We start from the raw sequence: 18869 nt of genomic DNA, 5'->3' as shown, positions 1-18869 counted from the left end.
CACATCGCGGAGAAGGCCAGGCCCCCGCAAGCCGACACAGGAATGCCGCCGCCTGCACCACGGCCACATCGCTCCAGCACAGCACCACACCGTGCCCTCGCCACTCGCAAGCCGGCATCAGCAAGGGCGCTGAACCCCCACTGCCGGAGTCACCGAACCCGCCCGACCGTGTCAGTTGGCTCTGCCATGCTTGGCCCACACCACCAGCAGTCAGAGAGCAGGACCGAGTTGAGCACCCTGGGTAACTTCGTCTGGTCGATCGCTGACCAGCTGCGCGGCGTCTACAGGCCACACCAGTACGGCGGCATCATCCTCCCTTTCACGATTCTGCGTCGCCTGGACTGCCTACTCGAGCCCACCCGTGACGAGGTTCGCGCCCTGGCCAAAGAGTTCGAGGGCGGCGCCCTGGACGTCCAGGTCAAACGCAAGACCGGCCTGACCTTCTACAACACCTCGCACTATGACTTCGCCCGACTGCTTGACGATCCCGAGGGCCTGCGCGCCAACCTGATCGACTACATCTCCCACTTCTCCAGCAACATCGACGTCTTCGAGCGTTTCGGCTTCGAGGGCGAGATCAACAGGCTCGAAGAGAAGAACCGGCTGTACTTGATCGTCTCCAAGTTCGCCGAGGTCGACCTGCACCCCGACACTGTCCCCAACGCGGCGATGGGCGATCTGTACGAGCATCTGATCTATAAGTTCGCGGAAGCCTCCAACGAAGAGGCCGGCGAGCACTACACGCCGCGCGACGCGATCCGTCTCATGGTCGACCTACTGTTCGCGGAGGAGAACGAGGCCCTGCTGGAGCCGGGCACCATCCGCACGATCTACGACCCGACCGCCGGCACGGGTGGCATGCTTTCCGTTGCCGAGGAGCGTCTACTGGAGCGCAATCCGCAGGCTCGCCTGCGCCTGTACGGGCAAGAGATCAACGACCTGTCCTACGCCATCTGTAAGTCCGACATGATCGGCAAGGGACAGGATGTCGGCAACATCCGGCTCGGAGACACCCTGGCCGACGACCAGTTCTTCGACAAGACCTTCGACTTCTGCATGTCCAACCCTCCTTACGGCATGGATTGGAAAGCCTCGGAGACAGCCGTCAAGGAAGAGTGGAAGAAAGGCGGCCCGAATGGTCGCTTCGCTCCTGGTCTGCCACCGATCTCCGACGGCCAGATGCTCTTCCTGGTCCACTTGGCACACAAGATGCGCCCAACACACGAGGGCGGAGGCCGCGCAGGCATCGTCCTGAACAGCTCCCCTTTGTTCAACGGCGCCGCCGAATCTGGCCCGTCAGAGATCCGCCGTTGGCTGCTGGAAAACGACCTGGTAGACGCGATCATCGCCCTGCCCACCGACATGTTCTTCAACACCAATATCTCCACCTACGTCTGGATCCTTGACAACACCAAGCAGGCCGAGCGCCGAGGCAAGGTCCACCTGATCGACGCTTCCGGCATGTGGACCAAGATGCGCAAGAGCCTTGGGTCAAAGCGCCGCGAGGTCGATGAAGCCGCCCGCAGGCAGATTGTGAAGACGTATGACGATTTCACCGAGGCCGAGAACTCTAAGGTTCTTAAGAACTCTGACTTCGGATACTGGACGATCACGGTTGAACGCCCGCTACGCCTGAACTTTTCAGCGTCTCGCGCCACAGCCTTGGACGACAAGGCGCTGTCCAAGGTGTTCGGCAACGGTTCAGACTCAGCTCCTTTCCTGAATCTCCTGGCAGCCATGGGCGAGGAGACTTACCTAAACCGAGACAAGTTCATTCAGGCCGTCCGCGAGGAGTTCAGCGCGGCCAAGCTGAAGCTGACCCCTGCTCAGTACCGCCACCTTGCCACCGCCTTGAGCGAACCGGATGAGTCAGCGGAGATCGTCACAGATGCCAAGGGCAACCCCGAGCCGGGCAAACGCGACACGGAAAACGTCCCGTTCACTTATGGTGGAAATACCCTCGGCGATGCTGGGCGAAACGAGACCATCGAAGCGTACTTCGAGGCCGAAGTAGCTCTGCACGTTCAAGGCGCAAGGATCGACACGAAGAAGACGAAGGTCGGCTACGAGATCCCGTTCACCCGGCTCTTTCATAAGTACACCCCTCCGCGCGCACTTTCGGAAATCGACGCCGACTTGGAAACGCAGGTCGCCAAGATCATCAGACTGCTTCGGGGAGTCGAGTCATGAAAAGGACCTTCAAGCAGACAGATGTGCCTTGGATCGGAGCTGTTCCCGAACACTGGGAAGTCAAGCGACTCAAGTTCTCCATTTCCTCAACTCAGACGGGCTTCTGGGGAAGTGAGCCGACGGGCGGCGAAGATGACGTCCTTTGCGTGCGAGTTGCCGACTTTGATCGACCCAGGCTTAAGGTCTCGGATGAAATTCCAACCGTCCGCTCCGTGAAGAAGTCCGATCAAGTTCACCGCATTCTTAAGCAGGGCGACCTACTGCTTGAAAAGTCCGGTGGTACCGCCGTCAACCCAGTGGGGTTCGTGGGCATCTTCGAGGGAGCAAAAAGTCCAGCCATATCATCGAACTTTCTCACGCGGCTTCGCCTTGCGAAGGGTCAACATCCGCAGTATTGGCTTTACGCACACGCCGCGAGTTACGTCACACGTCTGACAGCTCGCTCCGTCAAACAGACCACTGGGATCCAAAATCTTGACCAGGATTCTTACTTCGACGAGCTGTTCCCCTTCCCACCTTATGAGGAACAGGTCGCCATCGCCGACTACCTCGACCGCGAGACCGCCCAGATCGACACACTGATCGATGAGCAGCGGCGTTTGGTGACCCTTCTACGCGAGCGCAGGAATGCAGTTCGCACAAACATTGCGACGAAGGGGACGCGGGAGACGTCTCCCACCCGAGAGAGCGGACTGTTTTGGGCCGGGGAGCTCCCGGAGCACTGGAAGGTCGTGCCGCTTATCTCTGTCGCCAGGCTGGAAAGCGGTCACACGCCCAGCCGCTCGCGTTCTGAACTGTGGGAAAATTGCGACATCCCGTGGATCAGTCTCAATGATGTAAGCAAACTATCGGACCAGGAATTTATCTCGGACACGACGAACCTCATCAGCGAGTCCGGAATCGCTGCAAGTTCTGCCCGCATCCTTCCGGCTGGAACGGTAGTTCTCTCCCGTGATGCGACTGTCGGCCGCAGCAGCATCATGGCAATCCCAATGGCTACGTCTCAGCACTTCGCTGACTGGGTGTGTGGGCCTGAGATTGACCCGCGATACCTCTGGCTGCTGTTTACTTCTGCGATGCAGCCTTACTTCGACTCTCTGACCAATGGGTCCACGATTCGCACCATTGGAATGGGGCATCTGAAGTCCTTCAAGGTGCCTCTCCCGCCGATGGTCGAGCAACGCGAGATCGTCGATCTTGCCACTCGAGAGACAGGGCAGATCGATACCCTGATCTCAGAGTCCGAGCGGTTGATCGAGCTCTCTCAGGAGCGGCGTTCCGCACTCGTCACTGCTGCTGTAACCGGTCAGCTCGATGTCCGGCGGGAGGGCTAATGGCACAGCACAATGAGGTTGAGTTCGAGAAGGAGCTGGCCAAGTACCTCGCTGCAAACGACTGGCTGTACTCAAAGGATGACAGCGGCTACGACCGTGAGCGTGCCCTGTTCCCAGCGGACGTCTTCGGCTGGCTCGAGGACACCCAGCTGAAGGAACTGGCCAAGGTCGTCAAGGTCGACGCCGCAAACGAGGTCAAGCAGCGAGATCAGGTCCTAGACCGGCTGGTGAAGTTACTGACGATCGACATGGAGAACGGTGGCGGCACACTGAACGTGCTGCGCCACGGCTTCAAGCACCTGTCGGCCCGCTTCCGCATGTGTCAGTTCATGCCCGAGTCCGCCCTGAACGCCAAGACGGTGGAGAACTACGGGAAGGTCCGCCTGCGTGTGATGCGGCAGGTCCACTTCTCCACGGCGGACCAGCGCAGCACTGACCTGGTGTTTTTCATCAATGGCCTGCCGGTGGCTACGGCCGAGCTGAAGACCGACTTCACGCAGACGGTCGAAGACGCCAAGCAACAGTACAAGAGCAGCCGGCACCCGAAGGACCCCGGCACGAAGCATGTGCAGCCGCTGTTCACCTCTGGACGCGGCGCACTGGTGCACTTTGCGGTGTCCAACGACGAGGTCTGGATGACCACGAAGCTGGCTGGCGAGAAGACGGTCTTCCTACCGTTCAACCGAGGTACTGAGGACGGCGGGGCAGGCAACCCGCTCAACGCGGAAGGGTCGCCGTCGTCGTACCTGTGGGAGCGCGTGCTGCAGCGGGACGCATGGCTGAACATCTTCGGCCGGTTCATGTACATCAAGCATGACCAACACACCGATCCGATCACCGGCAAGAAGACCCGCTCAGCAACACTGCGCTTCCCGCGATTCCACCAGTGGGAGGCCGTCACCGAGGTGACGAACAAGGTCATCGAGGAGGGGGCTGGCCGACGGTACCTGATCCAGCACTCGGCGGGGTCGGGCAAGACCGACTCGATCTCCTGGCTGGCTCACCGCTTGGCGCGGTTGCAGGTGGAGAACACCAAGGTCTTCGATTCCGTCATCGTCGTCACCGACCGCAACGTGCTGGACGGGCAGCTGCAGGACGCGATCAAGCAGATCGACAACGATCAGGGCATCGTGCTGGCCATCGACCGGAAGCTGGCAGCCCGTGAGGGCTCCTCCAAGTCGGGAGTGCTGGCCAAGGCGCTGGCCGAAGGCAAGCTGATCATCGTGGTCACGATCCAGACCTTCCCCCACGCTATGGACGAAATCCGTCAGTCCAAGGGGCTGAAGGGCAAGAGGTTCGCCGTCATCGCCGACGAGGCGCACTCCTCTCAGTCTGGGCAGGTGGCCAACAAGCTGAAGGCCGTGCTGACGTCCGAGGAGCTGAAGGAGATCGAGGAGGGCGGCGAGATCGACGTGGAGTCGGTCCTGGCCGCCGAGGCATCCGAGCGGGCCGCCAGCGAGAACATCTCGTACTTCGCGTTCACCGCCACGCCCAAGGGCAAGACGTTGGAGCTGTTCGGGCGGGCACCCGAGGGCACGGCCTTGCCACCGCAGGCGTTCCACGTGTACTCGATGAAGCAGGCCATCGAGGAGGGCTTCATCCTCGACGTCCTGCGGGGCTACCACTCGTTCAAGCTGGCATTTCAGGTCGGGCAGAACGTGGTCGGCGGCTCGGAGGTCGATCAGAGCGAGGCGACCAAGCAGGTCATGCGGTGGGTGAAGCTCAACCCGCAGACCATCGCGCAGAAGGCCGCGATCATCGTCGAGCACTTCCGGTCCAACGTCGCCCACTTGTTGGACGGACATGCCAAGGCCATGGTCGTGGCCGACTCCCGCAAGGCGGCCGTGCGCTTCAAGCTGGAGATCGACAACTACATAGCCAAGAAGGGCCTCGGATACGGCACCTTAGTGGCCTTCTCCGGCAAGGTCGACGATCCCGACTCCGGCCCGACGGACTTCACCGAAACCTCGATGAACCCCGGGATATACGACTTGCGCACCGCATTCCAGGGCGGCGAGTACAAGGTCATGATCGTCGCCAACAAGTTCCAGACTGGCTTCGACCAGCCGCTGCTGTGCGCCATGTACGTCGACAGGCCGCTGTCGGGTGTGACGGCGGTGCAGACGCTCTCCCGTCTCAATCGCACGTACGTGACCCCGTCGGGCATCCACAAGACGTCGGCGATGGCGCAGATCGTGGACTTCGTCACGCCTCCGGACGTCATCCAGAAGGCGTTCGAGCCCTACTACACCGACGCACACCTAGAGAAGGCCACCGATCCGAACCTCGTCCACGACCTCTCCGCCAAGCTGGACACCTTTGGGATCTACACGCCTGCCGAGATCGACCAGTGCGCCGAAGCGTTCGTGAAGAACAAGGGCAACAACGCCCTGACGGCTGCAGTGAACCCTGGGAAGAAGCGATTCCAGGACCGGTATACCGCCGCCCTTCTCGCGAACGGCGGCGAGGGGGACAAGGCCGTCCTGGAAGAGCTCGACATGTTCCGCAAGGACGTTGGCACCTTCGTGCGCCTATACGACTTCATGAGCCAGATCATCGACTACGGCGATGCAGATCTGGAGAAGCGCAGCATCTACCTTCGGTTGTTGGCCCGCCGAATCCAGCCCGACAACTACACCGCCCCGATCGACTTGTCCGATGTGGTGCTCCAAAACGTGAAGCAGATCGACAAGGGCAAGGTCGACATCTCTCTGGGCGACCAGGATGTCGCGCTCAAAGGCATGACGGGCGCAGGGTCGGCAAGCAAGAAGGACCCCAAGATGGTCGCGTTCCAGACCGTCCTGGAGCGGCTCAACGATCTCTTCGGAAACGAGGACTTCACGGCCCCCCAGAAGGTGTCCTTCCTAGAGGCCCTGCTCGGCTCTCTGCTGGATGACCAGGACCTCGTACAGCAGGCCAAGGTCAACAGCCCCACCCAGTTCGCCGAGTCCCCGGACTTCGACGATGCCGTCACCGGAGCAGTCGCGGACAACCAGGGCGCGCACAACAAGATGAGCGACTACTTCTTCACCAGCACCCCGGGGCGGGCCCAGCTCGTCGTCGAGTTGGCCAAGTGGTTCTACGCCGTGGTGGACGATCAGGTGGAGAGCAGCGACGAGGGCACGGATCCCGTCCCGCAGTAATGCTGGTGGTTCGGACACCCAAGGAGCGAGTTCCGCTGGGACGCGGCAGGGGTGGGATGGTGCTGCCTCGCCCATCCCACCCCTGCGCTCTTGGCCTGTCCGTTAGCATGCCGCCGGCGCTACCACTCGTCGGTGTCGCCGTACTTTCCCGGGTGCCGGGCGCGATCCGCAGCCTTTGCACATGCTTCGGCGAAGGCCGCCTCGACGGCCGTCTTGTCCGTGCCTCGCACCTGCGCCTCGACCTCCTGGCCTGAGCCGGGGCGCCGGGCCGTGCGCCAGGCCGAGGCGCGGTCGGTGTAGCGGTCGGTCTCGAAGTCCCAGGCCGGTACCGACCATTGCTCGGAAAGTCCCGATGCCGCACGCTCCCCGCCGGGGAGGAACAGCGCTCGGGCATGGAAGATCACGGCCCGCTCTGGCACGGCTTCACGGATGGCGCTCGCGCCGCCGGGGACCCGGTGGTCCCAGCGCCACACGTCCCATTCCTCGACTTCGGCGACGTGGTCGGGCCAGTCCCGGCTCCAGCGTGTGACGACCTCGTCGGCGTGCTCGCGGTGGAGGAAGGGAACGCGCCGCTCGCCGAGGCGGGCGACGTGGACCACCAGTTCGGCGGGGACGGGGCTCTGGCCAGCCTCCGGCGCGGCACTTCCCGCAACCTGGCCCGAGCCCCACAGGAGGCCGCCGACCTTGGCGGCGGTGTCCTTGAGAACTCGGCTGGTCAGGTGCTGGTAGCGGCGGCGCATCCGCGCCGACTTGCCAGGCTCCCAGCCCATGATGGCGTCGACGACCGCGTCGGGGACGCCGAGGATGAGCAGGACGGTCGCCGCGGTGTGACGGGCGTCGTGGAGACGGGCATCGCGGACGCCGGCGGCCTTCAGGAGATCCTTCCACTTGTGGTAGTCCGTGTTCGGGTTCAGAGGCTCGCCGATGGGCGAGGTGAACACGTACCCCTTCTCCGTCCAGAGGTCGCGGGCCCGGGCTCGCTCGCGTGCCTGTTCGTCCTTGTGCTGGCGCAAGAGCTGGAGGATTTCGTCGGGGGCGCCGATAGGTCGCTGGCCGGCGCGGGACTTCGCGCTCTTCGTCTCGCGCCGGGTGTTGATCTTCTGGGGGCAGAATCCGGGCTTGCGCCCGCAGCGGTCTCCGCAGCCGTGCTTGTAGCGAGGCCGCAACCGGCCACGGCGGACGCGGATGACGCCGAGCTCGAAATCTACGTCGTCCCACTTCATGCCGAGGACCTCGCCCTGGCGCAGGCCCAGGGCGAGCGCGATGACCCAGCGGGCGGTGTTGCGGTGCTTGGCGGCCTCGGCGAGAAGGTGCTGGACCTCTTCGACCGTGTACGGCTCGACCTCTTCCTCTTCGACCTTGGGAGCCTTGGCGATAGAGGACGGGTTCGAGTTGAGGTGCTGGCGGCGCACGGCCTCATTCAGCGCCGTGCGCATCGTCCGGTGAGCCTGGTGGGCGGTACCGGCGGCGCTGCCGTTGTCCTGCATCTTCTTGTAGAAGCGCTCCAGGTGCTCAGGTTCAAGCTTCTCCAGACGGTGGGCCCCGAGGCCCGGAATGAGGTGGTGGTAGACCGCGACGCGGTAGCCGTCGATCGTGTTCTCGGAGACATGCGCGGCAGCGATGTTCTCAACCCAGTGGGTGAGCCACGTCTTCACCGTCCACGACTGGCCGGCCTTGCGGACAGCGCCGTTGTCGCGCTGGCGCTCCAGCTCGCGGACGACCTTGGTGACCTCTGCGCGGGTCTTGCGGCTGACGTGTCGGCGGTCGGGCTTGCCGTTGTCCTTGACGCCGACGGTGACGCGGCCGTGCCAGCGGCCGTCCTTGCCGAAGTAGATGGACGAGGCGCCGTTGGGCTGGCGGGACTTCGGTGCGGAGGTTCGCATCACGCGGCGGCCCCGAAGTCGGTCGCCGACAGACGGCGGGCCAGGAATTCGTTGACTGCCTCTGCTGGGATGCGGCGCAAGCTGCCGATCTTGATGGAGGCGATTTCGCCGGAAGAGACGTACTCATACAGCTTGGTGCGGCCGATGCCCATCCGGCGGGCGGCCTCAGCGACGGTGAGGGCGACGAGGGTTGCGTCGCCGGTGGGTCGTCGCTCGGCCATCAGCGTGCGCAGGGCATCTTCGGGGACGTCCAGGAGCTGGGCTATCTGGGAAATGGGCAGCACGGGCTGCGGCATGGGTACTCCTCCCGCCGGCATCGTGGCGTCGCGGGAGCGGCAACTCCCGTCGGCCTGGCCGGTGGTGTCGTTCAGGGACGGATGGATAGACGGGTGTCCGTCGGCGGCGGAAGTCGCCTCGGGTGGGTTTCTCGGCGTTCGTAGCGCCGTGAATTGGAACGGCCGGCTACTCGCCGGCTGGTGGCTGTTCCTGGTTTCGCAGGTGCGCCCGGGACGGGTGACGGCTTCTCATCGCGGCTCGTTCTTCGAGCCGGAGGAGTTCGTCGACCTGCCCTCTCTGCTCGGGCCCCTTGTCCGCGTAAGCATCGAGTTCCATCTGGACCTCGTGCAGGTGCATCTGGTTCCGATCGATCGCCGCTCGCAGTTGGCGGTACTCCAGCGTCATCTCGACGTACTCATGGGCAAGCTGGCGGATGCGAGGCGTGGCCAGCTCTCCTGGCGGTCCGGTCAGGTCCTGCATCGTGATGTCGAAGACCTTGCAGAAGCCCAGCGCCTCGTCGAGGTTGACCCTGCGACGGGGTTTGCCGCTCTCGATGCGCCAGATCGCCGACTGGTTGATCGGATGGCCGGCTGCGGCCATCTCCTCGGCGAGCTTCACCGTGCTCCAACCACGGACCTCGCGCTCCAGTTTGATGCGGGTAGCGACGTGATCCTCTGGCGCCGGACGGCCGGGGCCAGCACGCTCAGCACCTTCCTCATCGCTCATTCGCACCTCCCTTCACACGGCATACGGGTCCATTGGGGCCAGCGTCCACCACTAAACGTCATTGCACAGTGAAATGCAAGCCGTTGCGCTGCCGAAATTCTGGGCTATGGTCTTAGTCCCCGTACAGCGGTGGACGGATCCGCACATGCAAGCGGCCCCGGTGCTACGAACACCGGGGCCAAGTAGAAGCTCCACCGCACAACCATCCATCCCTGAACGATCGAAACCGGCACCGGCCGGGGTTGCCGCCCCGTAATGGCCTGCCGGGTGAGGAGCTCTATGCCTGAGGGTACGACCCTGCCGCCCCAGATGCCATCCCACTTCGGCGAGGACGCCGCCACGGTGGAGCCTCCGTTCAACGTGGACGCGGAGCGGGCGGTGCTCGGCGCCTGTATGCACAACAGCGCCGCCATCGACACGGTCCGGCACATCGTCGGTGACGACGCCTTCTACCGGCCCGCCCACGAGACGGTCTGGCACGCCCTGCTCACCCTGCGCCGCGAGGACAGGCCGACCGACCCGATCGTCCTGGCCGAGCTGCTCGAGCAGCAGGGGGACTTGAAGCGCGTCGGCGGTGCCTCTTACCTGCACCAGCTCGCCGGTGCGCTCTATGACGCCGCCAGCGCTGAGCACCACGCGGAGATCATCCGCGACAAGGCCAGCCGCCGCCGGTTGCTCGCCTCCGCGGTACGCACCGTCCAGCGCGCCCAGGAACCGGCCTCTGATCCTGAGGCGATACGCAGCGAGGTCGAGGCAGAGATGCGGGCCGAGCGGGAGCGGGCACTGGCCTCCGGCCAGGGCCGCCTCAACCGCTTCGCCAGGGACGGCTGGTCCTTCGTCAAGGAGACCGGTGCGGACGCCGAGCCGTTGTGGGGCACCCCGGACAAGACGGTCTGGTCCCCCGGCGAGAGCCTCATGATCGTCGGAGCACCCGGCGTCGGCAAGACCACCCTGGCCCACCAGGTGATCTTCGCCCGACTCGGTCTCCAGGAGACCGTCCTGGAAATGCCGGTCGCGCCCAGCAGGCGGGTGCTCTACCTCGCCATGGACCGGCCCAAGCAGATCGCCAAGGCCATGCACCGCCGCGTCTTCGACACCGACGAGAAGATCCTTCGCGAAGGACTCGTCGTCTGGGAGGGCCCACTCCCTGCCACCCTCGACAAGGAGCCCGACCTCCTCGCCGACCTCGCCGCCGCACACCAGGCCGACACCATCGTGATCGACAGCCTCAAGGACGCGGTCAGCACCATGGTCGACGACAGCCTCGCCGTCGCCTTCCACAACGCCCGCATGCGCGCCCTCCGTAACGGCGTGGAGATCATGGAGCTGCACCACCAGCGCAAGGCCACCGCCGACGCCCCACGCGGCCAGCGCCCCGCACTCGACCAGGTCTACGGCTCCACCTGGTTCACCGCCGGCGCGGGCAGCGTCCTCTTCGTCACCGGCCGCGCAGGAGATCCCGCCGTCACCCTGCACCACCTCAAGACCCCCACCGGCGAAGTCGGCCCGCTGGACGTGACCCACGACCACCGACGCGGCACCACCACCGTCGACCCCAGCAAGGACCCCGCCGTCCTGCTGCGCAACGCCCCCAACGGTCTGAGCACTCGTGAGCTCGCAACCGTCCTGATCGGCGGAGGCGACCCCGAGCGCGCCGACGTCGAAAAGGCGCGCCGCCACCTGGAACGCCTCGTCAACAGCGGTCTCGCGACCAAAGCCGACGGCATCGCCGGAGGAGCCGGAGGCGGCCAGCAAGCCCGCTACTACGCCACCGCCAGGCACCTCACCGCCGTCGGCTGAGGCCAGCCCTTCAGCCCGCACGAAGCGATCACGGAACCGTACACGCGGCCCTCCGGCGTACACGACGCCATGAACCGCTCACGACGTACACGCTCACTGCAAAACCGCAGGTCAAGCGATCACGAGAGCGTCCACGCCGTACACGCACGCAGGCGATCACGCGCGGGGCCCCCTTTAGAAGGGGGCCCGCGTGTACGCCCCCTCCGTGAACGCCCCCTGTACCTACCCCACAAACCCCACCACTCCGCCTGGAGCCCACCACCTTGCACTCCCCTGCACCGAGCGCCCCGTCAGCCTCACGCGGCAGCCGCAACACTCGCATCGCCTCCAAACCCGCTCTTACTCGTCTCGGCCGGCGGGGACGAAGTGACGAGCATCGTGACGACGCTCGCCGAGCTCCCGCTGAAGGTCGCGCGCGCAGCGGGCGGGCCATCCTCGTCCTCGGCCTGGTGGCAGTGGTCCTCATGGCTTTCCGAGTCTCATGGAACGCGCTGTCCGACGTAGCCCGGGCCATCGGAGCCGACTCCACCGCCGCCCTGCTCTACCCGATCGTGATCGACGGGCTGATGGCCCTCGCGCTCATCGCCACCCTGGTACTGACCGGCACCGATCGGAAATTCGCGCTGCGCGTCCTGGCGGCCTACACGATCGCCAGCCTCCTGTTGAACTACGTCCACGGCCTCATTCCGGCCCTGCATACCGAGTCGGTTCACTGGGGTCGACTGGCCGACTGGGCCCCTGCGAACTGGGCCCTCGTGCTCCTGGCGACCTCACTCCCGGTCGGGTCGATCTACTTCGGGTCGGACCTCGTGGCGAAGGTGCTGCACCACACCCCCGAGCCGGTCCCCGCCCACTCCGCCAGCCGGCAAGCTGACGAGTCGGCTGGCCGACAAGCCCCCGACCCAGCTGGACAGTCGACGCCTGACCAGGACGAACTGCCTCCAGTCCGACCGTCCGAGTCGACCCTCGCAAAGGACACCCAGGCGCCAGCGCCAGAGCCGATCAAGGCCGACGAGTCGGCCACCATGCCGGAGCCGACCGCAGCAGCCCCACGTCGGCCGACCGGTCGGGTCCCCGTTGCCGCCAAGTCGACCGCCGACCGCATCCGCACGGACGCCGAAGTCTTCGACGAGGCCCGACTCCTGACAGCCGGCTGGCGTGCCGACCAGCTGACCGCCGAGCGCCTGCGCAGCGAACTGCGTATCGGCCAGAGGCGCGCCCGCCTCCTGCGTGACCAGCTCCAGGCGGAACGCGTCGAGGACGCGCTCCTAGGGGACGTCGACGAAGTCGCCGTCGGACGGCCCAGCGAGCCCGAGCCGACGGCCGTCGCCTCCTGACACCGGCGTCCCGCAGCTCTCGTCTCCTCGCACATCAGCGCGGAGACGAGACCGCATTCCATGACGGATCAACCCGACACCATTACCCACCTCACCGAGTAGGTCTCTATGCCTGACGCGCACCACCGTCTGCCCGCCATGTTCGAGGAGATGACCACGACTTCAACAGCCCTCACAGCGGGAGCAAGCAATGGCGATGGACCGTCCACAGGCCGGTCCATCGCGAGCTCCTCCGCCCCGGGGGTGGCGGAGGAGCAGCTCCGGCACGAGGGCGTGCCAGAGCAAGGGCAGGTGGGGGCCAGCAGTGCGCCGACCGTCCATGCCACTGGGGACAAGCAACGCACGCCGTACCGCCGCGCGAACCTCGAAACCCAGCGATCCAAGCGCGTCACCGTGCGCTTCGCTCCCCACGAGAAGCACAGCATCCAGACGGCTGCGAAGGCCGAGCACGTGAGGATGGCCCGCTACATCGCCGACGCCACCATGGCCCGTGTCAACGGCGACATCGCTGTCGCCGCCCCGCGCACGGTCTACGACGACGCGATCGACGAGCTCGCCGCCCTGCGCACCCAGATCGCCCGGATCGGCAACAACGTGAACCAGATCGCCCGTCGTCTCAACGCCGACGGCGATCCACATCCTGTGGACGCAGCGATCCTTCTGCGTGCGGATCGTCTGCTCGCCACCTCCTACGACACGGTCCGCGCGATCGACGACGCCGCTTTCCGGGCAGCTGGGCAGAAGGCGGCGGCCTGAGTGATCGCGAACATCGTCAAGCCCGGTAACAACACGTACGGCGTCGTGAAGTACCTCTTCGACAAGGGGCGCGCCAACGAGCACACCAACCAGCACATCGTCGCGTCCTGGGACGACTTCATCCCTGACCCCGGCCCCTACGACAGCCCGGGTCACAAGCAACGCCTCGATCAGCTCACCAAAGCCCTGGACCTGCGGGTCAAGCAGGCCGGCGACAAGGCACCCGAGGGGCACGTGTGGCACTGCTCGGTGCGTGCCGCACCAGGGGACCGATTCCTCACCGACTCCGAGTGGGCGACGATCGCTCGCCGCATGGTGAACGCGACCGGCATCGCGCCGACAGGCGACCCGGACGGCTGCCGCTGGGTCGCCGTCCGGCATGCCGACGACCACATCCACATCGTCGCCACCAAAGTCCGCGGAGACCTGCGCCCACCGCGGAACTGGAACGACTACCACCGGGCCATGATCGAACTCACGGCGGTCGAGAAGGACTTCGGTCTCACTCAGGTTCTGCGGGGCCCTGAAGCCGCCGCCGGCACCCCGACCGCGAAGCGCCTCACCCGCGCCGAGCAGGAGAAGGCCAAGCGGCAGGGTCGCGGCGTGACGGCACGCGAGCGCCTGCGGCACACCGTGCGCGCCGCGCTCTCCCACGCGACGGACCTGGACGAGTTCTTCAACCTGCTCTCCGACGCCGGCATACAGGTCGAGACTCGCACGCTGCCGTCCGGCGACCTCCAGGGCTACAAGGTCGCCCTGCCCGACGACGGCCCGCCGATCTGGTACTCCGGCTCCAGCCTCGCCACCGATCTCTCCCTCCCTCAGATCAGGCAGCGCCTCGCCGCCGCCGATGCACCTACCGCCCTCGCGGCCTCGCCGGCCGGACGCCGTCCCAACGCATGGCACCAGGCCACCGCGGCCGCAGAACGTATCCCCCACCACCTCGATCACGCCGACGACCCCGCTGCTCAGGCCCACCTGACGGTCTTCAGCGAAGTCCTCTACGCCCTGCCCGCCCACGCCCCGGCCCACCTCAGGGCGGAACTCCACCGAGCCGCGCTCGCCTTCGAACACACCGCTCACACTCGCGCCCGCGCCGACCACCAACACGCTCGCGCCCTACGCGGCGCCTTGAAGGCCATGCGCTACCAGCCCGCCGACGGCACCGGACTGGCCATGCTCCTGGACGCGGCCATCCTCGTCGTCCTCGCCGCCCAGCGCCGCAGCGCCATGCGCCGCCACGACCGGCAGGTCGCAGCAGCCCGCCAAACCCTCATCCACCTTCAGGCCGCCTACGACCAGACCGCCCCAACTGCCCTCAACGCCCTCGCCCGACACCGCCCAACCGGCGATGCCGTCCGCCGCTACGCCCGCCACCTCCATGACCTTGTTCCCACTCACGCGGAACAGATCCTCGCTCAAGACGCCTGGCCCGCGCTCACCGCCACCCTCGCCGCCGCGGAAGCCGCCGGCCACAATCCCGCCACCGTTCTCCAACAAGCAGCACAGCAACGCTCCTTGGACGATGCGAACTCAGTATCCGAGGTCCTCGTCTGGCGCATCCAACGTCTCGGTACGCGCCACGCTCCGGGTCCGACGGCACAAGCCCAGGCTGCCCTGGCACGCAGCACACTCCGCAACGGCACTCCGCCAGCAGGCCGCAGCACGACCGGCACTGTTGCTGTACGGACTGTGTCCGCTCCCCGTCCTCAGCGGTCGCGATGAGGGCCCTCGACCGCAGAACAGCGGGGGAAGATCCGCAACAACCTGCGGCGCGAACGGTCGACGCGGCAGCCTGGATGACGTCCCATGGCCGAAGTCTGAAGAGCAATGGAGCAGAGCGTATGACCGAGCGGACTGTCTACCTCGATCCCGATCCACAAGACTGGAGCTCTCGGAAGATCCGGGTCCAGCCTTCCCGTTGGTACGCCACCATCGAGCTCGACCGCGACGGTTACGTCGACGCTGCACGCTCCCAGGGCTACGACCCCGAACTGCCCGATGCCTACACCGAGGCCGTTGATAGGGCGCGCATCGCGGCCATCGACCGCATCCGGTACGAAGGCCGCCGAGACGCATTCTCGTGGAGCAATGACCCGCGCTGGGTCAATATGTTCGTTCCCTTCCCTCATGTCGAGACCACGGTCGAAGCGCTACGCGTCGCCGAGCTCGACCAGGACTACGGCATGCTTCAGGAACTCGCCGACCGACTGGCCCTGCCCATCGACGACTGGCTGGCTCCCGGCGAGCGAGAGCTGTTCCGCGGTGTCGACTTTGACCCACCGCCTCACGCGTTTCTGCGGTTTCTGCGAGCCACGGCCAAGCGACACGGCGTGCGCCTCAATGCTCGAGCGACTGCCGGCAGCTTGTGGGTCCGCCCCACGCTGTCGCCCCTCCAGAAGCAGATACGGGAGAGGCTCCCCGATCAGTACCCCGGGTGGGTGGATCGCTGGTCCGGCTATGTCGAGCCGGACGATGCGGCCACCCGCCCCTGGGTGGGCAGCCGATCCCAGGACCTCAGCCGCGGTGCGACTCGCGTCCAGTTCCGTGAAGTGACGACACCGCGCAACGACGAGTGCCCCTGCGGTATGCGTTTGATCGATCTCGGCGACGAGAACAACGAGCACGCCTCACACCACACGGCATGGGCCTTCGGCGTCCGGGCACCCAAGAACCTGGACTGGTGGAGTGACTTGGCTGTTGTGACGACGCAGTCACCCATCGCGTGGCGAAGGCTGGCCCACCGAGTGGCGCGTATGCCACAGAAGGAAGATCACTACGATTTCAACTCGTGGTCCCACCTCGGCGAGCCCGAAGTGACACCGGACAATATGCGGGCCTACTTGCTGCAGGCGAACGGACACGTCATCGGCTACCTGTCCGCCCACGACACCAGCGAGCACCGCTGGTGGGACTTGCTTGAAGAGTCGCAGGAGCATGATGAGGACAACACCCTGCGCCCGCGAATCGACCTGATCTGGGTTGCCGACGTCTATCGCCGCCAAGGCGTGGGCGCCACCCTCCTTGAGGCACTCGCCGAAGACTTTGGCTGCCAAATCGCCGACGTGTCCTGGTCAACCCCAGTCAGTTCGCCCGGGCTGCGCCTTGCCCGCCGAGTCTCACCCGAAGGCATCTGGATCAGTTGACGCCAAACTCTCCGAATGAGTCCGACAGGCAGGCCGCAGGCGCTGAAGGGCCATCCCGTCTCTCGTTGGACGCAGGAGATCACTCCCCTCAGTTGTCAGTGTCGCCGCAGACCCACGGCGCGGTCCAAAATTGCCAGCCGGCCCGACCTCAAGCTGCAGAGAATCACCCGCAGCTTGAGGTCGGCCGTAAGGCGACAGGCTGGGTTTTCGCCGGCTGCAAGGAACAGCAGGCTCACATGGCCCGTCAGGCGAAGAGCAGTGTGGGCTCGGCGAGGATGTCCCTGTTCTTCTCGCTCTGGTAGATCAGGTCGATGCTGCCGAATCGGGCTTCGGTGTAGTCCAGGCCGAGCTCGGCAACTGCCTTGCGTACGGCGTCCTCGGAGTCTGCCTCGATCTCCAGGAACGTGGGGAGGTCAGGCCACGTGTCGAAGTCATACGTGACGCCGCCGAGTTGCCACTCCTCACGGTAGTTCTGCTGGTACCGCACCTGGCGCAGGCCCAGGGCTCCGAGGAGCTCCGCAGTGCGCACCAGGTCGCTGACCTCGATCTCGATCTCGGTCGTGCCGTTGATGTGAGTGGCGTCGCTGACCTGCTTGAGCGTGAGGGTCGTCTTGCCGCCCTCGTCGCGCAGGCGCAGCCACTGCTCACCCTGGACAGCGTCGTTCTCGAAGATGAGCCGGGTGAACATGGTCTTGTCGAAGGCCCGTTGCGCTCCGGCCGCTCGCAGCTGGTCGCGGACGGCGTTCACGTCGATCTCCAGGAACTTCGCTTCGTACTCGTTCTGAGCCAACGCTTTCTCCATCTCAGTGAGTTGGCGGACAAATTCAGGCAGTCAGGTCGTGCAGGTCTTGCTCGCGCATCTTCCGGATCTCGGCGCACACGTCGCTTCCCACGAACTCTTCCACGGGCAGGCAGAGGTCCATGCGCTGTATGCACACGCCCACGTGGAACGTGCCGTGCGGGTCGCGGTACAGCCGGACGCCGTAGTAGCCCTCCTCGCAGTCGGCGCTGTTGTTGAAGCGGCAGCCCGCGCAGGTCTCAGGTAACCGCAACGGCCGTATGTGCTTGACGAACAGGGGCCTGCCGTTGGGCAGCCGGTAGGCGATGCGGAACCCAGAGGTGCCCGCGATCAGCCGTACCGCCTCGGGCTTGGCATCGAGTTCCTTCAGAAGCTGGTCGACCGCGTCGAGGGAGGCATCTCCGTCGGCCAGCGAGGTAAGGACGCGTACGGACAACTGCGGGGAGTACCTCTCAAGGAGCCGATGGACCCGGCGGACATGAGTGTGGTCAGGGATGACGACGTTCGCACGTGCTTCGGCCCCGAGGGCCAGCGTTAGCCGGATCGACTCCTCCAAGGCCGTCATCTTCCGCGCGGCTCGTTGCCGTGACCGGTAGCGAGAGCCCTGCACCTGAGCGAGCTCCTCGGTCGTGGTACCGAAGATCGAGAAGTTGACGTGGTCCAGTCCTGCCCGTGCGCACTCGGGCAGGGACCTGGCACCGTTCTCGCCGTTCGAGGTGACGCTGGCCTTGTACCCGGCGCTCTTCGCCAGCGCGATGATCTGTGGCAGCCGGGGGTGCAGGGTCGGCTCACCACCGGTGAGGTGCACCTCGTCGAAACCGAGTGCGTCGCGGAGCTGAGCGAGGGCCGTGCGAAACGCCTCGTCTGGGATGACGGGAGCACTGACGAAACGGGCCCCGTTCGTTCCAAGGTAGATAGAAACCCGTCCGGAGCGTCCGGCGGGCAGGAAGGGGGCCGATGCGCGGCCGTGATTGTCTGCGCTGACGGGGGTTCCCTCGTTGTGGCAGAAAGTGCAGGTCAGGCCGCATGAGTCGATGACCTTGACCCGCAGAGTGCGGTCCATTGAGACGCGCACGGGGACGTCCCTGCCAATCTGTTGCAGGGCACGGTGCTGGAACATGAGCCGCTACTCCTTCGAGACGGGAGTGGTTCATGACATGGAGGGGGAAGAGCCGCACCTCCAGGCGGTCGGCTGGTCAGAGGGCGGAGGGCGGCGTGTCCGCCGCGGCCGCCGTAGCCTGCGCGTCGGCTCCGTGCTCGACGTTGTGCTGCACCACGTAGCCGAGGCCGCACACGGCGATCAGCGAGCCGAGGGCCCAGATGGCGCCGAGGACCGTTCCGAGCACGTCGCGTTCAGAGCTCGGGGCGGGAACCAGGGCCCCCAGGACCTGCCGGCCGGGATGGGGGAATGCATGGAGGGTCATGTCGTCTCCGTGATCGGTGCCCGGAGAGGAGCCATCGCGTCCTGGACCGCGGCGC

The 18869-nt window shown here is 65.6% G+C and carries 14 protein-coding genes; 8 read left to right on the top strand and 6 right to left on the bottom strand.

Annotated elements, in window-relative coordinates; genetic code table 11:
• Positions 1–228: 228 nt before the first annotated feature.
• Genes ABZ893_RS22500 through ABZ893_RS22490 form a run of 3 tightly spaced genes read left to right on the top strand, consistent with a single transcriptional unit; the run spans position 229 to position 6667 of the window.
• Complete coding sequence (locus tag ABZ893_RS22500; protein ID WP_361406573.1) at positions 229–2190, top strand: class I SAM-dependent DNA methyltransferase; 1962 nt, start codon at positions 229–231, stop codon at positions 2188–2190.
• Positions 2187–3524, top strand: a complete 1338-nt coding sequence (locus tag ABZ893_RS22495) for a restriction endonuclease subunit S (protein WP_361406570.1) — start codon at positions 2187–2189, stop codon at positions 3522–3524. The genes ABZ893_RS22500 and ABZ893_RS22495 overlap by 4 nt, the downstream gene beginning before the upstream one ends.
• Positions 3524–6667: a type I restriction endonuclease gene (locus ABZ893_RS22490; RefSeq protein WP_361406567.1), complete on the top strand. Its 3144-nt coding sequence runs from the start codon at positions 3524–3526 to the stop codon at positions 6665–6667. The genes ABZ893_RS22495 and ABZ893_RS22490 overlap by 1 nt, the downstream gene beginning before the upstream one ends.
• Positions 6668–6786: 119 nt before the next feature.
• On the opposite strand, the gene ABZ893_RS22485 is transcribed toward ABZ893_RS22490, so the two are convergent.
• The 3 genes from ABZ893_RS22485 to ABZ893_RS22475 all read right to left on the bottom strand — a co-directional run bounded on the left by ABZ893_RS22485 (position 6787) and on the right by ABZ893_RS22475 (position 9552).
• Positions 6787–8550: a tyrosine-type recombinase/integrase gene (locus ABZ893_RS22485; RefSeq protein WP_361406564.1), complete on the bottom strand. Its 1764-nt coding sequence runs from the start codon at positions 8548–8550 to the stop codon at positions 6787–6789.
• Positions 8550–8846, bottom strand: a complete 297-nt coding sequence (locus ABZ893_RS22480) for a helix-turn-helix domain-containing protein (protein ID WP_361406561.1) — start codon at positions 8844–8846, stop codon at positions 8550–8552. Before ABZ893_RS22480 ends, ABZ893_RS22485 begins: the two co-directional genes overlap by 1 nt.
• 166 nt (positions 8847–9012) lie before the next feature.
• On the bottom strand, positions 9013–9552 hold the full coding sequence (locus ABZ893_RS22475; protein ID WP_361406558.1) for a helix-turn-helix transcriptional regulator: 540 nt from the start codon (positions 9550–9552) through the stop codon (positions 9013–9015).
• 279 nt (positions 9553–9831) lie between these two features.
• Here ABZ893_RS22475 and ABZ893_RS22470 point away from each other — a divergent pair, with 279 nt between their 5' ends.
• From ABZ893_RS22470 to ABZ893_RS22450, 5 genes are all read left to right on the top strand, one after another.
• On the top strand, positions 9832–11352 hold the full coding sequence (locus ABZ893_RS22470) for a DnaB-like helicase N-terminal domain-containing protein (RefSeq protein ID WP_361406555.1): 1521 nt from the start codon (positions 9832–9834) through the stop codon (positions 11350–11352).
• A gap of 449 nt (positions 11353–11801) precedes the next feature.
• Positions 11802–12689 (top strand): DUF2637 domain-containing protein, encoded by an 888-nt coding sequence (locus tag ABZ893_RS22465; RefSeq protein WP_361406552.1) that lies wholly within the window; start codon positions 11802–11804, stop codon positions 12687–12689.
• Between the two features lie 108 nt (positions 12690–12797).
• Complete coding sequence (gene mobC, locus ABZ893_RS22460; protein ID WP_361406549.1) at positions 12798–13445, top strand: plasmid mobilization relaxosome protein MobC; 648 nt, start codon at positions 12798–12800, stop codon at positions 13443–13445.
• Positions 13446–15170, top strand: a complete 1725-nt coding sequence (locus ABZ893_RS22455; protein ID WP_361406546.1) for a mobilization protein — start codon at positions 13446–13448, stop codon at positions 15168–15170.
• A gap of 119 nt (positions 15171–15289) precedes the next feature.
• Positions 15290–16591 (top strand): GNAT family N-acetyltransferase, encoded by a 1302-nt coding sequence (locus tag ABZ893_RS22450; protein WP_361406543.1) that lies wholly within the window; start codon positions 15290–15292, stop codon positions 16589–16591.
• A gap of 244 nt (positions 16592–16835) precedes the next feature.
• Here ABZ893_RS22450 and ABZ893_RS22445 read toward each other — a convergent pair whose 3' ends face one another.
• The 3 genes from ABZ893_RS22445 to ABZ893_RS22435 form a co-directional block, all read right to left on the bottom strand.
• Entirely contained in the window at positions 16836–17381 is a 546-nt protein-coding gene (locus ABZ893_RS22445; RefSeq protein ID WP_361406540.1) for a class IV adenylate cyclase, read from the bottom strand.
• A gap of 34 nt (positions 17382–17415) precedes the next feature.
• Positions 17416–18465, bottom strand: coding sequence for a radical SAM protein (locus ABZ893_RS22440; protein ID WP_361406537.1), 1050 nt, complete (start codon positions 18463–18465; stop codon positions 17416–17418).
• A gap of 121 nt (positions 18466–18586) precedes the next feature.
• Positions 18587–18814 carry a hypothetical protein gene (locus ABZ893_RS22435; RefSeq protein ID WP_361406534.1) on the bottom strand — a complete coding sequence of 76 codons (228 nt, stop codon included), beginning with the start codon at positions 18812–18814 and terminating at the stop codon, positions 18587–18589.
• Positions 18815–18869: the final 55 nt, after the last annotated feature.

This window comes from Streptomyces sp. NPDC046821 (assembly GCF_040645335.1).
Classification (GTDB): domain Bacteria; phylum Actinomycetota; class Actinomycetes; order Streptomycetales; family Streptomycetaceae; genus Streptomyces.
Note: the sequence above shows the minus strand (reverse complement) of the source record. Positions and strands in the feature narration are given on the sequence as shown.